Annotated in this window: 23 protein-coding genes; 14 read left to right on the forward strand and 9 right to left on the reverse strand. The window is 72.7% G+C overall.

Annotated elements, in window-relative coordinates:
• The first annotated feature begins 281 nt into the window (after positions 1-281).
• A complete protein-coding gene (locus ACFWWU_RS11795; RefSeq protein WP_384142669.1) occupies positions 282-1040 on the forward strand; it encodes a hypothetical protein in 759 nt (252 codons plus the stop codon).
• Here the strand turns inward: ACFWWU_RS11795 and ACFWWU_RS11800 are convergent, their stop codons facing one another.
• Positions 1041-1547: a hypothetical protein gene (locus ACFWWU_RS11800; protein WP_384142672.1), complete on the reverse strand. Its 507-nt coding sequence runs from the start codon at positions 1545-1547 to the stop codon at positions 1041-1043.
• Between the two features lie 37 nt (positions 1548-1584).
• Positions 1585-2712 carry a magnesium and cobalt transport protein CorA gene (locus ACFWWU_RS11805; protein ID WP_384142675.1) on the reverse strand — a complete coding sequence of 376 codons (1128 nt, stop codon included), beginning with the start codon at positions 2710-2712 and terminating at the stop codon, positions 1585-1587.
• Positions 2713-3140: 428 nt separating this feature from the next.
• On the opposite strand from ACFWWU_RS11805, the gene ACFWWU_RS11810 reads away from it, so the two are divergent.
• The 4 genes from ACFWWU_RS11810 (at position 3141) to ACFWWU_RS11825 (ending at position 6427) form a co-directional block, all read left to right on the forward strand.
• Positions 3141-3725, forward strand: coding sequence for a suppressor of fused domain protein (locus tag ACFWWU_RS11810; RefSeq protein WP_384142679.1), 585 nt, complete (start codon positions 3141-3143; stop codon positions 3723-3725).
• A 146-nt stretch (positions 3726-3871) separates the two neighbouring features.
• Entirely contained in the window at positions 3872-4510 is a 639-nt protein-coding gene (locus ACFWWU_RS11815) for a DUF6758 family protein (RefSeq protein WP_384142682.1), read from the forward strand.
• A 96-nt stretch (positions 4511-4606) separates the two neighbouring features.
• Complete coding sequence (locus tag ACFWWU_RS11820) at positions 4607-5467, forward strand: PHP domain-containing protein (RefSeq protein ID WP_384142685.1); 861 nt, start codon at positions 4607-4609, stop codon at positions 5465-5467.
• A 354-nt stretch (positions 5468-5821) separates the two neighbouring features.
• On the forward strand, positions 5822-6427 hold the full coding sequence (locus tag ACFWWU_RS11825) for a MarC family protein (protein WP_351823479.1): 606 nt from the start codon (positions 5822-5824) through the stop codon (positions 6425-6427).
• A 111-nt stretch (positions 6428-6538) separates the two neighbouring features.
• Here the strand turns inward: ACFWWU_RS11825 and ACFWWU_RS11830 are convergent, their stop codons facing one another.
• Positions 6539-6691 (reverse strand): hypothetical protein, encoded by a 153-nt coding sequence (locus ACFWWU_RS11830; protein WP_086024648.1) that lies wholly within the window; start codon positions 6689-6691, stop codon positions 6539-6541.
• 175 nt (positions 6692-6866) lie between these two features.
• On the opposite strand from ACFWWU_RS11830, the gene ACFWWU_RS11835 reads away from it, so the two are divergent.
• Positions 6867-7820, forward strand: coding sequence for an NYN domain-containing protein (locus ACFWWU_RS11835; RefSeq protein ID WP_384142689.1), 954 nt, complete (start codon positions 6867-6869; stop codon positions 7818-7820).
• Between the two features lie 16 nt (positions 7821-7836).
• Here ACFWWU_RS11835 and ACFWWU_RS11840 read toward each other — a convergent pair whose 3' ends face one another.
• The gene (locus ACFWWU_RS11840; RefSeq protein ID WP_384142692.1) at positions 7837-8727 is read right to left on the reverse strand and encodes an alpha/beta fold hydrolase; all 891 of its coding nucleotides are present in this window, start codon (positions 8725-8727) and stop codon (positions 7837-7839) included.
• Positions 8728-8840: 113 nt separating this feature from the next.
• On the reverse strand, positions 8841-11363 hold the full coding sequence (locus ACFWWU_RS11845) for a DEAD/DEAH box helicase (protein WP_384142695.1): 2523 nt from the start codon (positions 11361-11363) through the stop codon (positions 8841-8843).
• 487 nt (positions 11364-11850) lie between these two features.
• On the opposite strand from ACFWWU_RS11845, the gene ACFWWU_RS11850 reads away from it, so the two are divergent.
• The gene (locus ACFWWU_RS11850; RefSeq protein ID WP_317598878.1) at positions 11851-12573 is read left to right on the forward strand and encodes a ferritin-like fold-containing protein; all 723 of its coding nucleotides are present in this window, start codon (positions 11851-11853) and stop codon (positions 12571-12573) included.
• Between the two features lie 75 nt (positions 12574-12648).
• Here the strand turns inward: ACFWWU_RS11850 and ACFWWU_RS11855 are convergent, their stop codons facing one another.
• From ACFWWU_RS11855 to ACFWWU_RS11870, 4 genes are all read right to left on the reverse strand, one after another.
• Positions 12649-12918, reverse strand: coding sequence for a hypothetical protein (locus ACFWWU_RS11855; protein ID WP_317598880.1), 270 nt, complete (start codon positions 12916-12918; stop codon positions 12649-12651).
• A gap of 244 nt (positions 12919-13162) precedes the next feature.
• Positions 13163-13390 (reverse strand): DUF3107 domain-containing protein, encoded by a 228-nt coding sequence (locus ACFWWU_RS11860; protein ID WP_015036001.1) that lies wholly within the window; start codon positions 13388-13390, stop codon positions 13163-13165.
• A 139-nt stretch (positions 13391-13529) separates the two neighbouring features.
• Positions 13530-14189 carry a TetR/AcrR family transcriptional regulator gene (locus tag ACFWWU_RS11865; protein ID WP_329621297.1) on the reverse strand — a complete coding sequence of 220 codons (660 nt, stop codon included), beginning with the start codon at positions 14187-14189 and terminating at the stop codon, positions 13530-13532.
• A 146-nt stretch (positions 14190-14335) separates the two neighbouring features.
• Positions 14336-14551, reverse strand: a complete 216-nt coding sequence (locus tag ACFWWU_RS11870; protein WP_384142700.1) for a hypothetical protein — start codon at positions 14549-14551, stop codon at positions 14336-14338.
• Positions 14552-14693: 142 nt separating this feature from the next.
• On the opposite strand from ACFWWU_RS11870, the gene ACFWWU_RS11875 reads away from it, so the two are divergent.
• The 7 genes from ACFWWU_RS11875 to ACFWWU_RS11905 all read left to right on the forward strand — a co-directional run bounded on the left by ACFWWU_RS11875 (position 14694) and on the right by ACFWWU_RS11905 (position 22979).
• Positions 14694-15659, forward strand: coding sequence for an alpha/beta fold hydrolase (locus ACFWWU_RS11875; RefSeq protein WP_384142703.1), 966 nt, complete (start codon positions 14694-14696; stop codon positions 15657-15659).
• A gap of 8 nt (positions 15660-15667) precedes the next feature.
• On the forward strand, positions 15668-17170 hold the full coding sequence (locus ACFWWU_RS11880; protein ID WP_384142706.1) for a DUF3152 domain-containing protein: 1503 nt from the start codon (positions 15668-15670) through the stop codon (positions 17168-17170).
• Positions 17171-17271: 101 nt separating this feature from the next.
• Positions 17272-17367, forward strand: coding sequence for an Ms4533A family Cys-rich leader peptide (locus ACFWWU_RS11885; RefSeq protein WP_317598890.1), 96 nt, complete (start codon positions 17272-17274; stop codon positions 17365-17367).
• A gap of 236 nt (positions 17368-17603) precedes the next feature.
• Positions 17604-19355, forward strand: a complete 1752-nt coding sequence (locus tag ACFWWU_RS11890; protein ID WP_384142710.1) for an ABC transporter substrate-binding protein — start codon at positions 17604-17606, stop codon at positions 19353-19355.
• The gene (locus ACFWWU_RS11895; protein ID WP_384142713.1) at positions 19352-20344 is read left to right on the forward strand and encodes an ABC transporter permease; all 993 of its coding nucleotides are present in this window, start codon (positions 19352-19354) and stop codon (positions 20342-20344) included. The genes ACFWWU_RS11890 and ACFWWU_RS11895 overlap by 4 nt, the downstream gene beginning before the upstream one ends.
• Entirely contained in the window at positions 20341-21330 is a 990-nt protein-coding gene (locus ACFWWU_RS11900) for an ABC transporter permease (protein ID WP_384142716.1), read from the forward strand. Before ACFWWU_RS11895 ends, ACFWWU_RS11900 begins: the two co-directional genes overlap by 4 nt.
• Positions 21327-22979: a dipeptide ABC transporter ATP-binding protein gene (locus ACFWWU_RS11905; RefSeq protein WP_384142719.1), complete on the forward strand. Its 1653-nt coding sequence runs from the start codon at positions 21327-21329 to the stop codon at positions 22977-22979. The genes ACFWWU_RS11900 and ACFWWU_RS11905 overlap by 4 nt, the downstream gene beginning before the upstream one ends.
• Positions 22980-23078: the final 99 nt, after the last annotated feature.

Genomic DNA, 23078 nt, shown 5'->3' on the forward strand with positions numbered 1-23078 from the left:
GTGCCGCACGATTCGAGTCGTGGCAAGAGCTTTGCCGGTGATTGCAGCTCTTTGCCGGGTTCAGGCTAGCCCGTGCCGTTCCGCCCCGCTCCGGCAGCGACTCCGTACGGCTGGCTGCGGGGCCCGTCACCCGGCCCGGGTACGCTGCGGTCTGCCGTTCCCCCCCCCACGCGGCCCCGGCACCGGACCCGGCCATTCCGCCCGGCCCGGCCGACGGCCGTCCACGGCACCCCGTACGGGCCACGGCCCGGCGTACCCCCACGACACGAGAGGCAGCGCAGATGGCCGTTCGTACCCCGTCATCGCGTATCCGCAGGGCCGTCGTGCCCCTGGCGCTCTGCGCCGGGCTGACGGCCGGACTCACCGCCTGCGGTGCCGATCCGGACGAGGGGACCAACGGGGTCGGGAGGCTCTCCGCGCCCGAGATCGAGCAGAAGGCGCAGTCGGCCGCCGACACGGCGAAGGCGGTACGGCTGGCGGGCACGCTGGTCAGCAAGGGCGGCACCTTCAAGCTGAACATGCGGCTCAAGCAGGACGGCGCCGCCGGCTCGGTGACGACGAAGAACAGCACCTTCGAGCTGCTGCGGTTCGGCGACGCGCTCTATCTGAAGGCCGACGCGGGCTTCTGGGCGCACGACGACGAGGCGACCGACGAGCCCACCGAGGCGGACACCGAGGCCGCCGACAAGCTCGACGACATGTACGTGAAGGTGCCGCAGGGCGACCCCTCGTACAAGCAGTTCCGCGGCTTCACCGACATGGACGTGCTCCTCGACGGACTGATCGGCCTGCACGGGGAGAAGGTCAAGGGCGACCGTGACCAGATCGGCGGGGTCCGCACGATCAAGGTCAAGGGCGGCGCGGAGGGCGAGGGCGGCACGCTCGACGTGGCCCTGGAAGGCTCCCCGTACCCGCTGCAGTTCGCGCGGGGCGGGGGAGCGGGCATCGTCGTGCTCTCCGAGTGGAACAAGGACTTCCCGCTCGCGGAGCCGTCGAAGGAAGAGACCCTCGACTACGGCAAGCAGCTCCCCCGGACCTGACTACGCGCGGCGCTTCCGGAACAGCAGCTTCGGGAGCGCGGCCGGCACCGGCCGGCGGGTCGTGGCCTCCGAGGGCAGCGGTACGGCGGCCAGGGAGCCGTCCGGCAGCTCCGTCGTCGAGGTGCGGGGGTCGAGCCGCAGGACGCGGCACTCGCGCGCCCAGCGCCCCGGCATGGCCTCGCCGTCCGAGGCGTTCAGCCGCTTGCCCTTCAGCTCGGCGACGGCGGCGTCCCACTCCTCCGTACCGGGGGAGAGCTCGCGCACCGCGGCCGTCCAGGCGACGAGCCGCCCGCCCTTGTCCTTGCTGCGGACCGTGACCTCGGCCGTCCCGCCGTCCACGAGGCCCGGCAGCGGCTGCTCGCCGGGACCGTCGCCGACGACGTGCGCGGCGCCGTCGTGCCAGACGTGCCAGAGCGCGCGGGAGGGACCGGTCCCGCGCACCCAGACGAGGCCGGACTTCTTGGTGGCCTCCTCGACGAGGGCGGACCCGGGCAGCTCTTCAGTCATGGCCCGAAGCTTAGGCCCTGTCCGGCGGGGTCCCCCGCTACAGCCAGCCGTTGCGCTTGAGCATGCGGTGGATGCTGAAACAGACCACGACGATGCCGGTGAGCACCATCGGGTAGCCGTACTTCCAGTGCAGCTCGGGCATGTGGTCGAAGTTCATGCCGTAGACGCCGCAGACCGCCGTGGGGACGGCGACGATCGCCGCCCACGAGGTGATCTTGCGCATGTCCTCGTTCTGCGCGACGGTCGCCTGCGCCAGGTTGGCCTGGAGGATCGAGTTGAGGAGCTCGTCGAAGCCGACGACCTGCTCCTGGACGCGGGCGAGGTGGTCGGCGACGTCCCGGAAGTACTTCTGGATGTCGGGGTCGACCAGCCGCATCGGGCGCTCGCTGAGCAGCGTCAGGGGGCGCAGGAGCGGGGTGACGGCCCGCTTGAACTCCAGTACCTCGCGCTTGAGCTGGTAGATCCGGCCCGTGTCCGTACCGCGGGTGGAGCCCTTCGTGCTCGGCGAGAAGACGTCGATCTCCAGCTGGTCGATGTCCAGCTCGACGGCGTCGGCGACCGCGATGTAGCCGTCGACGACGTGGTCGGCGATGGCGTGCAGCACGGCCGAGGGGCCCTTGGCGAGGAGTTCGGGCTCGCCCTGGAGGCGGTGGCGGAGGTTGCGCAGGGAGCCCTGGCCGCCGTGCCGGACGGTGATGACGAAGTCGGGGCCGGTGAAGCACATGACCTCGCCGGTCTCGACGACCTCGCTGGTCGCGGTGAGCTCGGCGTGCTCGACGTAGTGGATCGTCTTGAAGACGGTGAAGAGGGTGTCGTCGTACCGCTCCAGCTTGGGCCGCTGGTGGGCGTGGACGGCGTCCTCGACGGCGAGCGGGTGCAGCCCGAACTCGGCGGCGATACCGGCGAATTCGGCCTCGGTCGGCTCGTGGAGCCCGATCCAGGCGAAGCCGCCGCTCTCCCGTACCTGGCTCATCGCGCCGCGGGGCGTGAGGCAGTCGCGGTCGTCGACCCGGCGCCCGTCGCGGTAGACGGCGCAGTCGACGACGGCGCTGGAGGCCGAGTGGTCGCGGGTGGGGTCGTACGAGGTGTACGTGGTGGGGGTCTTGCGCAGGCTGTGCCGCAGGCTCGGCCGGACGGCGGCGCGCAGGTCACGGATCATCGACATGGGCATGCTCCTTCACGGAGAGGCCGTCGGTGCGATGCGTGGCACAGCCCGGAATGGGGACGTGGAGCTACGTCGTCCACAAAGCGGGCGGCACCGGGGGATCGCGGTGACGGCGTTCGCTACAGACAGGCAAAGGCGAAATGCTCTTCCGTCGTGCGAGATGCCGGAGAAGGCAGGTCCGAACGGGGACCCTGGGATCACCGGAGGGAGAAGCGCACCGGGCTCGGGTGCGGGGCGGAAGAGCGACTGGTACTGCCCGACCGACTTCGGTCCATCGCAGCCCCACCTCCTCCGGCCGGTCCCCCGTGAGGGATGACGTGTGACGAGTAATCAGGAGTTCGTGACTCCCGACCAGCGGCCAAGACTATCAGCCGACAGAGGGTCAATCCTTGACTTTGCCCGTTCCATACGCGCTTTATGCTCAACCCATGGGAGAAGTTCTTGCTCTGGTCGAGGCCCGGCTGCGGACGGCGCTCGGAGAACCGGACGCGCGGGCCGCGGTGACGTTTCTCGGCACTGACCGGATCGAGGTGCTCCGCTTCGTCGACGGTGACCTCGTGCGGTACGCGACCCTCGGGATGTCCGCCTCGCCGATGGCCGACCCGACCGCCGCCCTCGCGGACCCCGTGAAGGGCCCGCGCGCGGAGCTCGTCCTCACCGTACGGTCCGGCCTCGCCGACACCGACAAGGTGCTGCGCCCGCTCGCCGTGCTCGCCGCCACCCCGCAGGTCGAGGGTGTGGTCGTGGCCCCCGGCGCCTCGCTCGACGTGGGCGACCCCCTCTGGCCCGGCGCCGGCTTCAGCTCGGTCCTCGTCGCCGAGCCGGGCGGCCTGGTGGAGGACCTGGAGCTGGACGCGCCGCTCGACCCGGTCCGCTTCCTGCCGCTGCTCCCGATGACCCCGAACGAGGCGGCGTGGAAGCGGGTGCACGGGGCGCAGGCCCTGGAGGAGCGCTGGCTGGCCCGGGGAACGGATCTGCGCGACCCGCTGCGCGCGTCCGTGAGCCTGGACTGAGGCCGGTGCCGCGGGCCTGGTGCCGCGCCCGGTGTCGCGGCCCGGTGTCGTGATCGGCCACCCCGGGTGAACGGCTCGGGCCGGACGGGTGATCGTCCGCGGGCCGTCCTTGACGCGGGGCCCGAGGGGTAGGACCGTTGAGCCCTATGAGGGGCGAACCCAGTTGTCCGAAGTGCGGTGGCAGGGTCAGAGCGCCCGGTCTCTTCGCCGACTCCTGGCAGTGTGACGTGCACGGCTCGGTGCACCCGCTCCAGCCCGTGATCCCACCCAGCGTCGAGGCCCTCGGTGTCGTGGTGAACCGGTCCCACGTTCCGGTGTGGATGCCGTGGCCCCTGCCCGTCGGCTGGCTCTTCACCGGTGTCGCGTACGCCGGTGACGACCGCAGCGGCGGCCGTGCGACGGCCGTCGCGTGCTCGGGCCCCGGCCCGCTCGGCGGGATCGGCGAGCTGCTTCTGATCGCCGAGGAGCTCGGCGTCGGCCTCGGCGCGCGGTACGCCGGCATCGACGGCCTCGACCCCGGCTCCGGCATGGCCATCGACAAACCGCCCCAGGCGAAGGTGCTCGCCGCCGGACGCCCCACGCCGCTGTGGCACGTCACCGGCACCCCGCAGGACCGCGCGGTCTTCGCGGGCGAGGCGCGCGGCCTCTGGCTGTGGGCGATCGTCTGGCCCGAGCAGTCCGGCCTCCTGATGTACGACGAGCTGGTCCTGACGGACCTCCGGGACGCGGGCGCCGAGGTCGAGCTGCTGCCGTGCGGCGCACTCACCCCGAGGCTGCTGAAGTAACGGGCGACCGGGTGACCGGATCCGTACACGGCTGTTCGATTCGCCCGTTATGCTGAAGCGTCCCTCGTCCGTGCCGAGCCCCCGGAGTACCGCGTCGTGCGCATCGATCTGCACACCCACTCCACGGCTTCCGACGGTACGGACTCGCCGGCCGAACTCGTCAGGAACGCGGCCGCCGCCGGGCTCGACGTCGTCGCGCTGACGGACCACGACACCACCCGCGGCCACGCCGAGGCGATCGGCGCGCTGCCCGAGGGGCTGACCCTCGTCACCGGCGCCGAGCTGTCCTGCCGGCTCGACGGCGTCGGCCTGCACATGCTCGCGTACCTCTTCGACCCGGAGGAGCCCGCGCTCCTCGCCGAGCGCGAGCTCGTCCGGGACGACCGCGTGCCGCGCGCCCGGGCCATGGTCGGCAAGCTCCAGGAGCTCGGCGTCCCCGTCACCTGGGAGCAGGTCGCCCGGATCGCCGGCGACGGTTCCGTCGGCCGCCCGCACGTCGCCGAGGCGCTCGTCGAGCTCGGGGTCGTCCCGGATGTCTCCGGGGCCTTCACCCTCGACTGGCTCGCCGACGGCGGCCGGGCGCACGTCGAGAAGCACGAGCTGGATCCCGTCGACGCGATCCGCCTCGTCAAGGCCGCCGGCGGGGTCACCGTCTTCGCGCACCCGCTCGCCGTCAAGCGCGGCGAAGTCGTGCCGGAGGCGGCGATAGCCCGGCTGGCCGACGCCGGACTCGACGGCATCGAGGTCGACCACATGGACCACGACGAGGCGACGCGCGCGCGGCTGCGCGGGCTCGCGAAGGAGCTCGGACTGCTGGCCACGGGCTCCAGCGACTACCACGGCGGTCGCAAGACCTGTCGCCTCGGCGACTACACCACCGACCCCGAGATCTACGGCGAGATCATCCGCCGTGCCACAGGGGCCTTCGCGGTCCCCGGCACGGGGGGAGCGGTCTAGCCCCAGGGGGCAGGCCCGAGGCCCACGGCCTTCGGCCTTCGGCGAGCGTCCGGAGCGGACGGGTCGCGGCGGTCGAACCGGCCGGTGCGGCCACCACGCTCCGGGCCCGGGCCCGCGTCCGCGCTCGTCCCGCGCCGGGCGGTGCGGTGTCCTGCCGGTCGTATCCGGTCGCACCCGGTCTCCCGGTCCTCCCCGCGAGGAGCCTGGGCCGCCCCACCCGTATCCGTCCACGTCACCCCGCGCGGCTCCGCGCCCCGCGGTGGACGTACCCACGTCGGCCCGCTGGCGGAACTCCACATTCCGGCAGTGGGAGCCCACACCCCACCGTTCGACTCTCCCGCAAGGCACCCCACCGTGTTCGACGTCGCCGTCTTCGGCTCGCTGTTCCTGACCCTCTTCGTGATCATGGATCCCCCCGGGATCACGCCGATCTTCCTCGCCCTCACCTCCGGCCGGCCGGCCAAGGTCCAGCGCCGCATGGCCTGGCAGGCCGTCGCCGTGGCCTTCGGCGTCATCACCGTCTTCGGCATCCTGGGGCAGCAGATCCTCGCGTATCTGCACGTCTCCGTCCCCGCGCTGATGATCGCGGGCGGTCTGCTCCTGCTGCTCATCGCGCTCGACCTGCTCACCGGCAAGACCGACGAACCGAAGCAGACGAAGGACGTGAACGTCGCCCTGGTGCCGCTCGGCATGCCGCTGCTCGCCGGGCCGGGCGCGATCGTCTCGGTCATCCTCGCGGTGCAGCACGCCGACAGCGCCGCCGCGCAGGTCTCCGTCTGGGCCGCCATCGTCGCCATGCACGTCGTGCTCTGGCTGACCATGCGCTACTCGCTGCTGATCATCCGCGTCATCAAGGACGGCGGCGTGGTCCTGGTGACCCGCCTCGCCGGCATGATGCTCTCCGCCATCGCGGTGCAGCAGATCATCAACGGCGTCACCCAGGTGATCCAGGGGGCCTGAGCGGCGGGAGCCCCCTTCGGGGCCCCGGCTCCGGACACCACTGCGCCCCCGTACGGATTCCGCTCTGCGAAGTCCGTGCGGGGGCGCGGTGCGTGGTGTGGACCTGGCCTGCTACGAGGCCGAGGTCTCGGCGGGGCGGATCCAGATGCGCTGGCCGATCGAGGCGGCCTGCTGCACGATCCGATTGACGGAGGCGGCGTCCACGACCGTGCGATCGACGGGCGTGCCGTCGATGTCGTCGAGGCGCAGGATTTCGAAGCGCATGGGCTTCTCCCTTCGTCTGAGTTGATCCTCCTGAAGGAGAACTGAGTTACGTATGTGTCCAACGAAGTGCACCCTGCAAACATTCCTTACGCTAAGGAAAATTTTCGGATGTCTAACTACTAGCGGGTAGGGGGGTGTGGCGGCAGCGCCGCAGGCGGCGGAGAATGAGCCCCGTATGAACGACGCAGAGACCACCGACGCACCCGCCGACGCCCCCACCGACGCGCAGCCGATCGACGCCCGCCTGAGCGCGCTCGACGCCCGCGTGGAGCGCACCAACGAGCTCCTCCAGCGGATGCTGGCCGAGGTAGCCAAAACCCCTTCCACCCACGCCATCTTCGTCGACGCAGGTTACGTCCATGCTGCGGCCGGGTTGCTGGTGACGGGCACCGAGGACCGGCGCTCCTTCGACCTCGACGCCGAGGGCCTGATCGAGGCCTTCATCGACAAGGCCCGCACGATCTTCGCGGACAGCAGACTGCTCCGCGTCTACTGGTACGACGGCGCCCGGCGCCGGATCCACACCCCCGAACAACAGGCCATCGCCGAGCTGCCCGACGTCAAGGTCCGCCTCGGCAACCTCAACGCCAACAACCAGCAGAAGGGCGTCGACTCCCTGATCCGCACCGATCTGGAGTCCCTCGCCCGCCACCGCGCCATCAGCGACGCCGCCCTCGTCGGCGGCGACGAGGACCTCGTCTCGGCCGTCGAGGCCGCCCAGGGCTACGGGGCCCGCGTCCACCTCTGGGGCATCGAGGCCGCCGAGGGCCGCAACCAGGCCGAGGCGCTCCTCTGGGAGGTCGACAGCCAGCGCACCTTCGAGCTCGACTTCTGCCGCCCGTACGTCACCCGCCGCCCCGTCACGACGTACGAGAACGAGGGCGAGCCGCCGCCCTCCCGCGAGGAGGTCCGCTTCGTCGGGGCCCAGATCGCCGCGACCTGGCTCGCCGAGCGCGGCCGGGACCGGCTCGGCGAGCTGCTGCCCGGCGCCCCCTACCTCCCGGGCCCCGTCGACCAGGACCTGCTCGTCGAGGCGGAGCGCCTGCTCAGCCGCTCCCTGCGCGGGCACGCCTCCCTGCGGCGCGCCCTGCGGGACGGCTTCTGGCAGCACCTCAAGACGCAGTACTGACGCGGTACCGAGGGGCTTACGGGGCTGCCGCACCGGCTTCCGCGCGGGCGTCGGCCCGCTCCCAGAAGCCGGTGAGCCGGTCCGTCAGCTCGCGCGGGTGCGACACGTTGGGGGAGTGGCCCGCGCCCTCGACCACCGTGTGGTGCGCGCCGGTACGGGCCGCCGCCGCGGCCAGCTCCTCCGGGGGCCAGACCATCTCGTCCACCCCGTACGCGATGTGCAGCGGCATCCGCAGCTCCAGCAGCTCCGCCGTACCGTCCGGATCGGTCAGGAGCAGTCGCCCGGCGCCCGCGAGCTGGGCGATCCGGGTCCGCATCCAGCGCCGTCGCAGGAAGCCCGTGAGTTCCGGAGCGTCGCCCGTGTCCGGCTCCTCGCCCCGGCCGTCCAGCCAGCACATCGCCTGCCAGACCCGCTCCTTCGGCAGCAGCGCCAGCGCGCCCCGCAGGACGCGGATCCGGATCCGCTGCGGTCGCGCGACGCGGCCGGGTCCCGAGGAGAGCAGGGTGAGCGAGCGGAACGCGCCGGGCGCGAGGGAGGCGGCGGCGCGGGCCACGAGGCCGCCGAAGGAGTGGCCGAGCAGATGGACGGGCCCGTCGCCGAGGGCGGCGGCCTGCGCGACCGCGTCGAGGGCGAGCGGCCTGCGCCGGTAGGCGGCCCGGCCACGGGGGCCCGGGGTCTCGTGCTGGCCGCGCCCGTCCACCGCCACCGCCCGGTACCCGGCCTCGCTCAGCGGCCCGAGCAGCGCCAGGAAGTCCTCTTTGCTGCCGGTGTACCCGGGGAGCAGCAGCACCGTCCCGCGCCGTGCGCCCCCGGGTATCGCGTCGAGGACGGCGAAGTCGCCCCGTGCGGTCGCCAGTCGGCGGGCGCGGGTGCGGGGCGGGAGTGCGAGGGAACGGGGCTTGCTCATATCTGGACTGTAACGGCGCGAACAGGGCAGGGCTCGGGGGCGCCTGCCACAACGGCCGTGCGGCCCGGCCCCTGAGGAGGGACCGGGCCGCACGGCCGTGACGGGGGCGGGGATCAGCTCTCGGGCTGAGCCGCCGCCGCCTTCTTCGTGGTGCGGCGACGGGGAGCCTTCGGGGCCTCCTCGGCGACCGCGGCCTCGACTGCCGGGGCCTCGGCGGTCGCGGCCTTCTTCGTCGTACGACGACGTGTCGGCGTCTTCGGCTCCGAGGCGTCGGGCGCCTCGGCGGCGACCGCCTTCTTCGTGGCGCGGCGACGCGGAGCCTTCGGGGCCTCCTCCGCCACCGGGGCCTCGACGGCCTCGACGACGACCTCGGCGGCCGCGGCCTTCTTGGTCGTGCGGCGGGCGCGGGGAGCCTTGGCAGCCTTGGGGGCTTCCTCGACGACGGGCGCGGCGACCGGCGCGGTGACCTGCTCGACGACCGGCGTGGCGACCGGTTCGGCGACGGGGGCCTCGGTCACCGGTGCTTCGGTGGTGACCGGGGATCCGGCGGGCCTGCGGGCGGTGCGGCGGGCGCGGGGAGCCTTGGGGGCTTCCTCGACGACCGGCTCGACGACCGGTTCGGCGACGGGGGCCTCGGCCACCGGCGCTTCGGCGGTCACCGGGGAACCGGTGGCCTCGCGGACCGCACGGCGACGGCGCGGGGCGGGAACCTCGGCCGTGACCTCGACGACCGCGACGGTCTCGACGACCGGAGCGGCGACGGTCTCGACGACCGGCTCCGCGACGGCCTTCCTGGCCGAGCGGCGGCGCGGGGCCTTCTTCGGCTCCGCCGGGGCCTCCACGGGGGCCTCGACGACCGGGGCGGCGGGCGCCTCGGCGACCGGAGCGTTCCGCAGGGCGGCCGCGGCGGTCTCGACCGTCTGGAAGGAAACGGTGTCCTCGACCGGCCGCAGGACGCGGGGACGGCGGCGACGCGGCGCCGGGGCGGCCTCCTGGGCCACGGGGGCCTGGGCGACGGGCGCGGCCGTCACGGCCTCCGGGCGGGCGGCGCGGGCACGGCGACGGGGGGCCTTCGGCTCCTCGACGACGGGGGCCGGAGCGGCCTCCACGACCGGGGCGGCCTGAGCCACCGGAGCGGCCTGGACCGGCTGGGCGACCGGAGCGGTCTGGGCGACCTGCGCGGTGCCGGGGCCGCCCGGACGGGTACGGCGACGGCGACGCGGGGTACGCGGGCCGGACTCGGCCGGGGCGTCCTCGGTCACCGGAGCGGCCGAAGCAGCCGGAGCGGTGGTGGCCGGAGCCGTCGACGCCGGGGCGTCACCGAGGTCGCCGCCGCCACGGGTACGCCGGCGCTGACGCGGGGTCCGCGTACGGGCCGGGAACTCCTCGGCCTTCTCGACCTTGTCGGCCTTCTCGGCCTTCGGGCCGCGTCCACGGCGTCCGCCGGGCTCGCCCAGGTCCTCCAGCTCCTCCGCGCCCAGACCCGCACGGGTCCGCTCGGTGCGGGGCAGGACGCCCTTGGTGCCCGCCGGGATGTCCAGCTCCTCGTAGAGGTGCGGGGACGACGAGTACGTCTCGGCCGGGTCGTGGAAGTCCAGCTCCAGCGCCTTGTTGATGAGCTGCCAGCGCGGGATGTCGTCCCAGTCGACCAGCGTCACCGCCGTGCCCTTCGCCCCCGCGCGGCCGGTGCGGCCCACGCGGTGGAGGAACGTCTTCTCGTCCTCCGGCGACTGGTAGTTGATGACGTGGGTGACACCCTCGACGTCGATGCCGCGCGCGGCGACGTCGGTGCAGACGAGGACGTCGACCTTGCCGTTACGGAAGGCGCGCAGCGCCTGCTCGCGGGCGCCCTGGCCGAGGTCGCCGTGGACCGCGCCGGACGCGAAGCCGCGCCGCTCCAGCTGCTCGGCGATGTCGGCCGCCGTGCGCTTCGTACGGCAGAAGATCATCGCGAGCCCGCGGCCGTTGGCCTGGAGGATGCGGGAGACCATCTCCGGCTTGTCCATGTTGTGCGCGCGGTAGACGTGCTGCTTGATGTTGGCGACGGTCACGCCCTCACCGTCGGGCGAGGTGGCCCGGATGTGGGTGGGCTGCGACATGTAGCGGCGGGCCAGGTTGATGACCGCGCCCGGCATGGTCGCCGAGAACAGCATGGTCTGGCGCTTGGCCGGAAGCATGTTCATGATCTTCTCGACGTCCGGCAGGAAGCCCAGGTCGAGCATCTCGTCGGCCTCGTCCAGGACGAGGACCTTGACGTGCGAGAGGTCGAGCTTGCGCTGGCCGGCCAGGTCGAGCAGACGGCCGGGGGTGCCGACGATGACGTCGACGCCCTTCTTGAGCGCCTCGACCTGGGGCTCGTACGCGCGGCCGCCGTAGATGGCGAGCACGCGGACGTTACGCACCTTGCCGGCGGTCAGGAGGTCGTTGGTGACCTGCTGGCACAGCTCGCGGGTGGGGACGACGACCAGCGCCTGCGGGGCGTCGGTCAGCTGCTCGGGCTTCGCCCGGCCGGCCTCGACGTCCGCGGGAACGGTCACGCGGTCCAGGATCGGAAGGCCGAAACCGAGGGTCTTGCCCGTGCCGGTCTTGGCCTGGCCGATGACGTCGGTGCCGGTGAGGGCGACCGGAAGGGTCATCTCCTGGATGGGAAAGGGGGTGACGATGCCGACGGCCTCAAGGGCCTCGGCCGTCTCGGGAAGGATTCCGAGCTCTCGGAAAGTCGTAGTCAGGGTGCTGCCTCTTCTGTGGACGCGGTGCGAGGCGAACGATGGGGGTCGTACCGTGCCGGGACACTGCCTGCCGGATCGGGAAGATCACAGTCGGTCAGGTGGCGCGGGACCACTGCCGTCGCTCGAGCGTCGTACCGCTGAGGTGACCCTTCCGCGGGTCCGCCGGAAGGGCTGTCGGGCCGGAGCCGATCGGGCCACCGACCGGGCATCCTCATTCATGAGTCGGCCCACCGGATACGTCCGAACGTGCGAAAGCATGTCCGCATACTCAGCAGGCGCATTACCACTGTACCCCGGAATCGCGCATATGTGTTGGGAGAAAACGTGATGAGGGCACGGTCACACTGACTGACCAGGGCCTTCCCGGCGGCGGGAGCGGGCTATTCTGCGCTCCATGGAGACGCCTGACAACGCCACACCGACCGGGATCGCCGCCGAGGACTGGGCCACGGCATCCGCCGAGCCCCAGTACCGCGCCGCCGTCATCGACCTCCTCGGCGCGCTGGCCTACGGAGAGCTGGCGGCCTTCGAGCGGCTCGCCGAGGACGCCAAGCTGGCGCCGACCCTCGCGGACAAGGCGGAGCTGGCGAAGATGGCCTCGGCCGAGTTCCACCACTTCGAGCAGCTGCGGGACCGGCTCGCGGCCGTGGACGCCGAGCCGACCGCCGCGATGGAGCCCTTCGCCAAGGCGCTCGACGACTTCCACCGCCAGACCGCGCCGTCGGACTGGCTGGAGGGTCTCGTCAAGGCGTACGTCGGCGACTCGATCGCCAGCGACTTCTACCGGGAGGTCGCGGCCCGGCTCGACTCCGACACGCGTGGTCTCGTCCTGTCGGTGCTCGACGACACCGGCCACGGCAACTTCGCCGTGGAGAAGGTCCGCGCGGCGATCGACGCCGACCCCCGCGTCGGCGGTCGGCTCGCGCTCTGGGCGCGCCGTCTGATGGGCGAGGCGCTCTCGCAGGCGCAGCGCGTGGTCGCCGAGCGCGACGCGCTGTCGACGATGCTGGTCGGCGGTGTCGCGGACGGCTTCGACCTCGCCGAGGTCGGCCGGATGTTCTCCCGGATCACCGAGGCCCACACGAAGCGCATGGCCGCGCTCGGCCTGGCCGCGTAAGTCCTGTCGTACGGCTAGTACGGCTAGTACGGCTCGTACGACTCGTACGACTCGTACGTCGGCGAGTGGCGCTGTTCACGCCGCCGCTGATCGTCGCAGCCGGCGCGAGGCCGGGCGGATCAGCAGCGAGAGCAGCACCGCCGCGACCGCCACCGCACCGATGAGGGTGGCGAGGAAGTGGCCGGGGCCCAGCGCCCCGTGGGTGACGAGCGCGCCGAAGACGCCGCCCACCGCGCCGGTCATGAGGACGGTCCCCCGGGAGGGGAGGCGGTCGGCCAGCCATTGCACGGCGGCCCAGGCCAGGGCGAAGCCGAGCAGGGCGGAACCGAGGGCTTCCAGGAACACGGCGGATCACCTCGCGGGTGCTGCGGGGCGGGTGGTGCGGTCGTAGCCCTCCTACCCCCGGCGCCTCGACGGCAATCCTCCCCGTACGCCCTGACGTGGCCGTTCGGCCAGAGGACGGGCTGAGGACGGACCGGGAACGGACCGGGAACGGACCTCGGACGCACGGGCACGCACCGAGGACGGACAGACGAAAAGGCCCGGCGGACCATGACGGTCCGCCGGGCCTTTCCCGTAGATCCGGGACTCAGAGGGCGCCGAAGCCCACCCGACGCACGGCGGGCTCGCCGAGCTCCACGTACGCGATCTTCTCGGCCGGGATGAGGACCTTGCGGCCCTTCTCGTCCGAGAGGCTGAGCAGCTGCGCCTTGCCGGCCAGTGCGTCGGCCACCGCGCGCTCCACCTCCTCGGCGGACTGCCCGCTCTCCAGAACGATCTCCCGGGGTGCGTGCTGCACGCCGATCTTGACCTCCACGGCTATGTCCCTCCGAACGGTCAGCGTTGCGCGACTTCCGCGCCGTACGCTGCACACATTAGCCCGGTGAGGGGACGCGCACGGCTCAGCGGCGGCACGCCAGGAGCGAACAGCCCGCGGGAATGCCGCCGGAGGCGGGTCAGTGGCCCTCGGCGCTCAGCTGGCCGTCGACGGGGTGCAGCGGGAAGCCCGCGATACCGCGCCAGGCGAGCGAGGTCAGCAGCCCCACCGCCTTCTCGCGGGGGATCACCGACTCGCTGGACAGCCAGTAGCGGGCGACGACCTGGGAGACGCCGCCGAGTCCCACGGCGAGCAGCATCGACTCGTCCTTCGAGAGCCCGGTGTCCTCGGCGATGACGTCGGAGATCGCCTCGGCGCACTGGAGGCTGACCCGGTCCACGCGCTCGCGCACGGCCGGCTCGTTGGTCAGGTCGGACTCGAAGACCAGCCGGAAGGCGCCGCCCTCGTCCTCGACGTACGCGAAGTAGGCGTCCATCGTCGCCGCGACGCGGAGCTTGTTGTCCGTGGTGGAGGCCAGGGCCGTGCGCACCGACTGCAGGAGGGACTCGCAGTGCTGGTCGAGCAGGGCCAGGTAGAGCTCCAGCTTTCCGGGGAAGTGCTGGTAGAGCACCGGCTTGCTGACGCCCGCCCGCTCCGCGATGTCGTCCATCGCTGCCGAGTGGTACCCCTGGGCGACGAAGACCTCCTGGGCCGCGCCGAGCAGCTGGTTCCGTCGGGCACGCCGCGGCAGGCGCGTGCCCCGAGGGCGTGCGGCCTCTGTCTGCTCGATGGCGCTCACGCGGCCTCCCAAGATTCGATCCATGCGCGCTGTCGCGCCGCGCGGCCATCGTACTTTTGGGTAACCCGGCTGTGCGCGGTGCGAACGCAGAATTTCACGGACCGGACGCCCTGGTCGACAGTCGATTCAAGATTAAACCGAACAAATCAGCGGTAGTCGTCCTCGTCGAGGGTGACGACGCGCGTCTGATCGGTCGCGTCGGCCTCGTTCGCCGACTCGTGCTCGATATGTGTGGGGTGTTCGTCCTCGCGTTGCTGCACTTCGGTGTGCTGTTCGGCCGCGTCGGCCTCGGGGATTTCCTGGTCGAGCACAGCGGCCTCTTCCTCGGCGAATGTGTCCGGCTCGGTCGGATCGACAGTCATGAGGTTCCTTCCGGCGCGCGGGGTCCGCGGTCCTCTCCGATGGCCCTCCCTTCGAGCCTAGGAGCACACGCGCCCTGCCGCACACGCACTTGTGACGGCACCCACACGCGCCCCCGCGTGATCGTCTCGTAATATTGCGGCCATGTCCTCGACCGAGCTGCCGGAAACCCGGACCGCCGCCGCACCGCAGGCGTCGCGGATCCGTGCCGTACGGGTCGCCGACGGCGAGGAGCTCCGCTCCGTCGCCCTGCCCGGACTCACCCTCACCGTGCGCGCCCGCCCCGGCACCCGTGCCGGTCTGCCGCCCGCGCTGTACGTCCACGGTCTGGGCGGTTCCTCGCTGAACTGGTCGGCGCTCATGCCGCTGCTCGCGGACCAGGTCGACGGCGAGGCAGTCGACCTGCCCGGCTTCGGGGACTCCCCGCCGCCCGACGACGGCAACTACTCGGTCACCGGGCACGCCCGGGCCGTCATCCGGCTCCTGGACGCCGGCGGGCGCGGACCGGTCCATCTCTTCGGCAACTCGCTGGGCGGCGCCGTCGCCACCCGCGTCGCCGCCGTGCGGCCCGACCTGGTCCGCACCCTCACCCTGATCGCCCCGGCCCTGCCCGAGCTGCGCGCCCAGCGCACCGCCTGGCCCACCGTGATGCTCGCGGTGCCCGGCGTCGCCTCGCTCTTCGCGAAGCTCTCCCGGGACTGGACGCCCGAGCAGCGGGTCCGCGGAGTCCTTTCGCTCTGTTACGGAGACCCCGGCCGGGTCTCCGACGAGGGTCTCCGGCACGCCGTCGAGGAGATGGAGCGGCGCCTGGAGCTCCCGTACTTCTGGGACGCCATGGCCCGCTCCTCGCGCGGCATCGTCGACGCGTACACGCTCGGCGGGCAGCACGGGCTGTGGCGGCAGGCCGAGCGCGTGCTCGCCCCGACGCTGCTCGTCTACGGCGGGCGCGATCAGCTCGTCGCGTACCGGATGGCCCGGAAGGCGGCCGCCGCCTTCCGTGGCTCGCGCCTGCTGACCCTGCCGGAGGCGGGGCACGTGGCGATGATGGAGTATCCCGAGACGGTCGCCCAGGCCGCGCGGGAACTGATCGCCGAAGACGGCGGGAGCTGAGCCGGGGCGTGGGACGACATAGTCGCAAGGGCTCCGTGCCCTCGGTGCCCGGCACCGAGCAGCGCGCGGCGGCCGGACGGACGCAGGGGACGACGGGGGCGGCGGCGCAGGGCGCGGCCGGTCAGCCCCGGGCGGCCGCGACCGCGGAGACCGGGGGAGCACCCGGGCAGGCCGCGGGGACGGGACGCCGCCGCAGGGCGCCGGGTGACGGCCAGGACGCCGCCGGTACGCCCGCGCACGGGACCCCTCGGTACGGAGCGCCGCAGTACGGGCCGTCTCCGTACGGGCCGAAGGCAAACGGGCCGCAGACGTACGGCGGGCAGGGTCGCGGCGGGCAGGAGTACGGCGGGCAGGGTCGCGGCGTGCAGGGGTACGGCGGCGGGGCCTCCGACACCCCGGCGCACGGGACCCCGGGCACGCCCGCGTACGGCATCCCCGCCTACGGGACCACTTCCGTACGGGGCGGGCATCCCCAGCACGACGAGGGCACCGGACCGAGGCCCGAGGGGTCCGGCCGCCGGCGCGGCTCGCACCGGGCCCCCGGGTCCGAGCAGGACGCACCCCCTTCCGAACAGGCCGATTCCCAGGGGCCGTTCATCCCCGGGCCCCGGCGCGAGACCCTGACCGGAGCGGAGGCCGAAGCCGAGCCCTCGGCCGACGGGCCGCCCGGCCGGACCTTCAGGGGCCGCACCCTGACCGGCATCGCTGCCGCCGCCGTCACCACCGTCCTCGCCATCGTCGTCGCCGGACAGGTCACCGACCGGGGGGCCGCGCCGAGCACCGCACACGCCGCCGACGGGCCGGGCGAGCGCGCCTCGGGCGACACCTCCGCCTCCCGTTCCGACGACCGGATCACCCCGACGCGTCCGGCGACCGCCAAGCCCGCCCCCTCCGCGGCGGCCCCGGTGCCGACGTACGAGCAGCTGATGACCCGCCAGTTCCCGATCGATCCGAAGCTGGACGGCTCAGGGGAGTTCGAGGCCGTGGCCGGCTTCCAGAAGGCGCCGGGCAAGGGGCGGCTCGTCCGCTACCGGATCGACGTCGAGAAGGGGATCGGACTCGACCCCGGGCTCTTCGCCTCGGCGGTGCACAGGACACTCAACGACGAACGCAGCTGGGCCGGCCAGGGGGCGATGACCTTCGAGCGGATCTCCACCGGAGAGCCCGAGTTCGTCATCACGCTCGCGAGCCCCGGCACCACCGGGGAGTGGTGCGACAAGTCCGGACTCGACACGACGGTCGACAACGTGTCCTGCGATTCCGCCAGCACCGAGCGCGTGATGATCAACGCGTTCCGCTGGGCGCAGGGCTCGGCGACCTTCGGGCCCAAGGCCATGCACGCGTATCGCCAGATGCTCATCAATCACGAGGTCGGGCACCGGCTCGGGTACGGCCATGTGAGCTGCAGCACGCCCGGCGCGCTCGCGCCCGTGATGCAGCAGCAGACGAAGTCGCTGCGGGTCGACGGAATCGCCTGCCGCCCCAACCCCTGGGTGTATCCCGGAAGTTGATGTTCCGTCCGATCTCACCATGATCACATGGTGAGACGTGCGTCTCGGGAATCCCTGAATGCGCGTTGACATCGCTCGTGCGTTCGTTCATATTTCTCGGCATGTCGCACCGTCACGTCGCCTTCGATCGCGCCGCCATTGAGCTGGCGCTCATCGGCGTGACCCGGCACGCCGTGGCCGACATTCTCTGTAGCTGACGCTCCCCCTGGGTCCAGAGGCCCGGGTGGTACCTCCAGCCCGAGCGCCCGTCGGCCACTTTCTCCTTTCCGTACCGCCGACGCCTTTCCGCGCCCGGGTGCTTTCCTCCCGCAGGCGCGGCTTTTCGTATGTGCCGTTCCGGCTCTCCGCATTCTTCCCGGAGAACCGACCGCTCGCCGCTGCCTGCGCGGAATTCCCCTTTCCCCGCCCGCAGTTCTCCGAGAGGTCTTCTCCGATGCGTCAATCGTCCGTCATTTCGCGCCGCGTGGCAGCGGCCGCCGTCAGTCTCGTCCTGGCCTCGGGCGCCGCCGCCTGCGCGGGACCCGAGGACACCGGCGCCAAGGGAGGCGCTGCCGGCAAGGCGGCGGCGGGCACCCCGCAGAAGGGCGGCACGCTCACCGTCCTCAACAGCGAGGCCCAGACCGACTTCGACCCCGCCCGCCTCTACACCTCCGGCGGCGGCAACGTCCCCTCCCTCGTCTTCCGTACGCTCACCACCCGCAACCGCGAGGCGGGCGCGGCGGGCAGCAAGGTCGTCCCCGACCTCGCCACCGACCTCGGCCGCCCCAACAAGGACGCCACGGAGTGGACCTACACCCTCAAGGAAGGGCTGAAGTTCGAGGACGGCACGCCCATCACCAGCGCCGACGTCAAGTACGGCATCGAGCGCTCCTTCGCCGCCGAACTCTCCGGAGGCGCCCCCTACCTGCGTGACTGGCTCGTCGGCGGTGACACGTACGAGGGCCCCTACAAGGCTGCGTCCCAGGGAAAGCAGGGGAAGGGGCTCGCGTCCGTCGTCACGCCCGACGCCCGGACCATCGTCTTCAAGCTGAGGAAGCCCGAGGGCGAGTTCCCCTTCGTCGCCACGCAGACCCAGTTCGCCCCCGTCCCCCAGGCCAAGGACACCGGCGCGACGTACGAGGAGCACCCCGTCTCCTCCGGCCCGTACAAGGTCGTCAAGAACGAGAACGACGGCGAGCGCCTCGTCCTGGAGCGCAACGAGCACTGGGACCCGAAGACCGACGAGGAGCGCAAGGCCTACCCGGACCGCGTCGACGTCCGCTCCGGGCTCGACGAGGCCGTCATCAACCAGCGCCTCGCCACCTCCTCCGGGGCCGCCGCCGCCGCCGTCACCACCGACACCAACCTCGGCCCGGCCGAACTCGCCCAGATCGGCTCCGACAAGGCGCTCGCCGCCCGCGTCGGCACCGGGCGCTTCGGCTTCACCAACTACCTCGCCTTCAACCCCAAGGTGAAGCCCTTCGACAACCCGAAGGTGCGCCAGGCCGTCTCGTACGCGGTCAACCGCACCAGCGTCGTCAACGCCGCCGGCGGCTCCGCCCTCGCCGAGCCCGCCACCACCTTCCTGCCGGAGCAGAAGTCCTTCGGCTTCACGCCGTACGACCACTTCCCGGCCGGGAAGACGGGCAACCCGGAGAAGGCCAGGGCGCTCCTCGAGGAGGCCGGGTTCCCGAACGGGCTCACCGTCACCCTCCTGCACTCCACCGCCCAGAACCGCGCCACCAGCCCCGAGATCGCCACCGCCGTGCAGGAGGCCCTCGGCAAGGCCGGCATCACGGTGAAGCTCGACGGCCAGGAGCCCAACTCCTTCAACGAGAAGCGCTGGAGCGTCAAGGACGCGCCCGGCCTCTTCCTCTCCCGCTGGGGTGCCGACTGGCCGGCCGGCGGCCCGTTCCTCGCGCCGATCTTCGACGGCCGCCAGATCGTCGCCGACGGCTCCAACTACAACCACGCCCAGCTGAACGACCCGGCGGTGAACAAGGAGATCGACGAGATCAACAAGCTGACCGACCTCCAGGCCGCCGCCGCCCGCTGGGGCGCCCTCGACAAGAAGATCGGCGAGCAGGCGCTCGACGTGCCCCTCTTCCACCCGGTCTACAAGCGTCTCGTCGGCAAGGACATCAAGAACGTCGTCATCAGCGACTGGACCGGCGTCCTCGACATCTCGCAGGTCGCGGTCAAGTGACCGCACCGACCGGCACCCCGCTCGCCGATCCGACGGCGCCCGTGGCGGGCACCCCCGCCCCGGGCGCCGCCCGGCAGGCCTGGCGGCGGATCCGCACCCGCCCGGCCGCCCTCGCCTCCGCCGGAGTCCTCCTCCTGCTCGTCCTCCTCGCCCTCGCCGCGCCGCTGCTCGCCGCGCTGGAGGGCCAGGACCCGTACGCGTACCACGACGACCTCGTCGACTCGGCCCGCGGCGGTGTCCCGTACGGCTCCTTCGGCGGAGCGAGCGCCGACCACTGGCTCGGCGTCGAACCCGGCACCGGCCGCGACCTCCTCGTCCGCCTCCTGTACGGAGCCCGGATCTCGCTCCTCGTCGCCGTCGGCGCCACCGCCGTCCAGGTCGCCCTCGGTGTCGTCATCGGCCTCGCCGCCGGGCTCGGCAGCCGCTGGGTCGACGGCCTCCTCGGCCGGATCACCGACGTGCTCGTCGCCCTGCCCATGCTGGTCCTCGCCATCGCGCTGACCGCCGTCGTCCCCCGGGACTTCCCCCGCCCACTGCTGCTGATCCTCGTCATCGGCCTGCTCGGCTGGGCGGGCACCTCCCGGATCGTGCGCGCCCAGACGCTCACCCTCAAGAGCCTCGACTTCGTCGCCGCCTCCCGCCTCGCGGGCTCGGGACGGTGGCGGACCGCCCGCCGCGAACTGCTGCCCGCGCTCGCCGCGCCCGTCATCACCTACGCGGCGATCCTCGTCCCCACCAACATGGTCGTGGAGGCCTCCCTCTCCTTCCTCGGCGTGGGCGTCACCCCGCCCACCCCGTCCTGGGGACAGATGCTGTCGACCGCGCAGACCTGGTTCCGCGCCGACCCCGCGTACGTCCTGCTGCCCGCCGGACTGCTCTTCGTCACCGTCCTCGCCTTCACCGTCCTCGGCGACGCGGTCCGCACGGCCCTCGACCCGCGCGAGGCGAGCCGGCTGCGCGTGGGCACCCGTAAGGAGAACTCCCGATGACCCGCTACGTCCTCAAACGGCTCGCGGGTGCCGCGCTCGTCCTCCTGGCGCTCTCGGTCCTCGTGTACGCCCTCTTCTACCTGGCACCGGGCGACCCCGCCCGGCTCGCCTGCGGAGAGCGCTGCAACCCGCAGCAGGTGGCCCAGGTGCGCGAGCAACTCGGACTGAACGAGAGCGTGTTCGCGCAGTACCTGCACTTCCTCCAGGGCGTCTTCGCCGGCCGTGACTACTCCACCGGGACCTCCGTCGTGCACTGCGGCGCGCCCTGCCTCGGGCTCTCGTACCAGAGCGACACGGAGGTCACCCGACTCGTCCTGGAGAGGCTCCCCGCCACCGCCTCGCTCGCCCTCGGCGCGCTCGTCGTCTGGCTCGTCGTCGGCGTCGGCACCGGACTGCTCTCGGCGCTGCGCCGGGGCGGCCCGACCGAGCGGATCCTCACCGTCCTCACCCTCGCCGGGACCGGCACGCCCGTCTTCATCCTCGGGCTGCTGCTCCTCATGGTCGTCTGCGCCCACCTCCAGTGGCTGCCCTTCCCGAGCTACGTCCCGCTCGGCGAGGACCCCGAGCAGTGGGCCTGGAACATGCTGCTGCCCTGGCTGACCCTCGGCTTCTTCGAATCCGCCAAATACGCGCGCCTCACCAGGAGTTCGACCCTGGAGACGCTCGCGGAGGACCACATCCGCACCTTCCGCGCCTACGGCGTGGGGGAGCGGTCCGTCGTCACCCGCCACGCCCTGCGCGGCGCCGTCCCGCCCGTCATCGCGATCAGCGCCGTCGACCTCGGCTCGATGTTCGGCGGAGCCGTGCTGACCGAGTCCCTCTTCGGCATCCCCGGACTCGGCAAGACCCTCATCGACGGCGTGCGCGAGATCGACCTGCCGGTGGTGGTGGGCGTGGTCATGGTGATGGGCGTGGCCGTCGTCCTCGCCGGCGTCGTCGCCGACCTGCTGTACGCCGCCGCCGACCGAAGGGTGGTCCTGACGTGACCCCGCACAGCGAAGGGCCTCTGGTGGAAGTCCGGGACCTCACCGTCGAGTTCGACCGCGACGGCGATCCGGTACGGGCCGTGGACGGCCTCTCCTTCACCCTCGGCGAAGGCCGCGCCCTGGCCCTCGTCGGCGAGTCCGGCAGCGGCAAGTCCACCGTCGCCGGCGCCCTCCTCGGCCTCCACCGGGGGACGGGCGCGCGGGTCACCGGCTCCGTACGGGTCGGCGGCATCGACGTCGGCGCCGCCGGCCCGCGGGAGCTGCGGAGACTGCGCGGCGGGGTCGCCGCGATGGTCTTCCAGGACCCGCTGTCCGCCCTCGACCCCTACTACGCCGTCGGCGACCAGATCGCCGAGGTCCACCGGATCCACGCCGGAGGCTCCCGCCGGGGCGCCCGGGCCCGCGCCGTGGAGGTCCTCGACCGGGTGGGCATCCCCGATGCCGCCCGCCGCTCCCGCTCCCGCCCGCACGAGTTCAGCGGGGGCATGCGCCAGCGTGCCCTCCTCGCGATGGCCCTCGCCTGCGCACCCCGGATCATCGTCGCCGACGAACCGACCACCGCCCTCGACGTCACCGTGCAGGCCCAGATCCTCGACCTGCTGCACGAGCTCCGGCGCGAGACGGGCACCGCGCTGCTCCTCGTCACCCACGACGTGGGCGTGGCCGCCGAGAGCGTCGACGACGTGCTCGTCATGCGCGGCGGCCGCGAGATCGAACGCGGGCCCGTCGCCGGGGTGCTGGGCGCCCCCTCGGAGCCGTACACGCGCAGGCTGCTCAGCGCCGTGCCCCGGCTCGACGGGCCGGTGCGGCCCGTCGCCCCCGCGCCCGCCCGCGAGCCGCTCCTCGAAGCGCTCGACCTGCGGCGGGAGTTCGGGCGCGGCAAGAGCGCGGTGACCGCCGTCGACGGTGTCTCCCTCACCGTCCACGCCGGTGAAACCCTGGGCGTCGTCGGGGAGTCCGGCAGCGGCAAGACCACGCTCGGCCGGATGCTGGTGCGGCTCCTCGATCCGACAGGGGGCCGGCTCCGTTTCGGGGGTACGGACATCGGCGCCCTGTCGGACCGGGAGCTGCGCCCCTACCGCCGCGAACTCCAGATGGTCTTCCAGGACCCCGTCGCCTCCCTCAACCCGCGCCGCTCCGTGGGCGAGTCGATCGCCGACCCGCTGCGCGCGGCGGGGGAGCGCGACGAGACCCGGATCCGCTCCCGGGTACGGGAGCTGCTCGACCGGGTCGGGCTCGAACCCGACCGGCACGCGGCCTACCCGCACGAGTTCAGCGGCGGCCAGCGCCAGCGCGTCGGCATCGCCCGCGCGCTCGCCGCCGAGCCCCGGGTCGTCGTCTGCGACGAACCGGTCTCCGCGCTCGACGTCACCACCCAGGCCCAGGTGACCGCGCTGCTCGCCGAGCTCCAGGCCGAACTCGGCCTCGGGCTCGTCTTCATCGCCCACGACCTCGCCGTCGTCCGGCAGGTCAGCGACCGTGTCGCCGTCATGCGCGCGGGGCGGATCGTCGAGCAGGGCACGGTCGAGGAGGTGTACGGCGCACCCCAGGATCCGTACACGCGCCGGCTGCTCGCCGCCGTTCCGTCCCTCGATCCGGTCCTCGCGGCCGAGCGTCGGGGGCGGCGCCGGGAACTGGCCCCGGCCTGACGTTCCGTAACCGATCCGCCGCGTATCGCGACCGAACGCGACCGGGGTGGGAAAGTTACGTGCATTCACCCCTTCCGGTGGTGCGACGGACAACCGTCC

Origin of the sequence: Streptomyces sp. NPDC058650 (genome assembly GCF_042717315.1) — a bacterium.
Taxonomy (GTDB): domain Bacteria; phylum Actinomycetota; class Actinomycetes; order Streptomycetales; family Streptomycetaceae; genus Streptomyces.

What these genes read in the sequence shown, in the direction of transcription:
- ACFWWU_RS11795 (WP_384142669.1), top strand. Translation starts at nt 282, where the DNA reads ATGGCCGTTCGTACCCCGTCATCGCGTATCCGCAGGGCCGTCGTGCCC.
- ACFWWU_RS11800 (WP_384142672.1), bottom strand. Translation starts at nt 1,547, where the DNA reads ATGACTGAAGAGCTGCCCGGGTCCGCCCTCGTCGAGGAGGCCACCAAG.
- ACFWWU_RS11805 (WP_384142675.1), bottom strand. Translation starts at nt 2,712, where the DNA reads ATGTCGATGATCCGTGACCTGCGCGCCGCCGTCCGGCCGAGCCTGCGG.
- ACFWWU_RS11810 (WP_384142679.1), top strand. Translation starts at nt 3,141, where the DNA reads ATGGGAGAAGTTCTTGCTCTGGTCGAGGCCCGGCTGCGGACGGCGCTC.
- ACFWWU_RS11815 (WP_384142682.1), top strand. Translation starts at nt 3,872, where the DNA reads ATGAGGGGCGAACCCAGTTGTCCGAAGTGCGGTGGCAGGGTCAGAGCG.
- ACFWWU_RS11830 (WP_086024648.1), bottom strand. Translation starts at nt 6,691, where the DNA reads ATGCGCTTCGAAATCCTGCGCCTCGACGACATCGACGGCACGCCCGTC.
- ACFWWU_RS11835 (WP_384142689.1), top strand. Translation starts at nt 6,867, where the DNA reads ATGAACGACGCAGAGACCACCGACGCACCCGCCGACGCCCCCACCGAC.
- ACFWWU_RS11840 (WP_384142692.1), bottom strand. Translation starts at nt 8,727, where the DNA reads ATGAGCAAGCCCCGTTCCCTCGCACTCCCGCCCCGCACCCGCGCCCGC.
- ACFWWU_RS11845 (WP_384142695.1), bottom strand. Translation starts at nt 11,363, where the DNA reads ATGACCCTTCCGGTCGCCCTCACCGGCACCGACGTCATCGGCCAGGCC.
- ACFWWU_RS11850 (WP_317598878.1), top strand. Translation starts at nt 11,851, where the DNA reads ATGGAGACGCCTGACAACGCCACACCGACCGGGATCGCCGCCGAGGAC.
- ACFWWU_RS11870 (WP_384142700.1), bottom strand. Translation starts at nt 14,551, where the DNA reads ATGACTGTCGATCCGACCGAGCCGGACACATTCGCCGAGGAAGAGGCC.
- ACFWWU_RS11875 (WP_384142703.1), top strand. Translation starts at nt 14,694, where the DNA reads ATGTCCTCGACCGAGCTGCCGGAAACCCGGACCGCCGCCGCACCGCAG.
- ACFWWU_RS11885 (WP_317598890.1), top strand. Translation starts at nt 17,272, where the DNA reads ATGTCGCACCGTCACGTCGCCTTCGATCGCGCCGCCATTGAGCTGGCG.
- ACFWWU_RS11890 (WP_384142710.1), top strand. Translation starts at nt 17,604, where the DNA reads ATGCGTCAATCGTCCGTCATTTCGCGCCGCGTGGCAGCGGCCGCCGTC.
- ACFWWU_RS11900 (WP_384142716.1), top strand. Translation starts at nt 20,341, where the DNA reads ATGACCCGCTACGTCCTCAAACGGCTCGCGGGTGCCGCGCTCGTCCTC.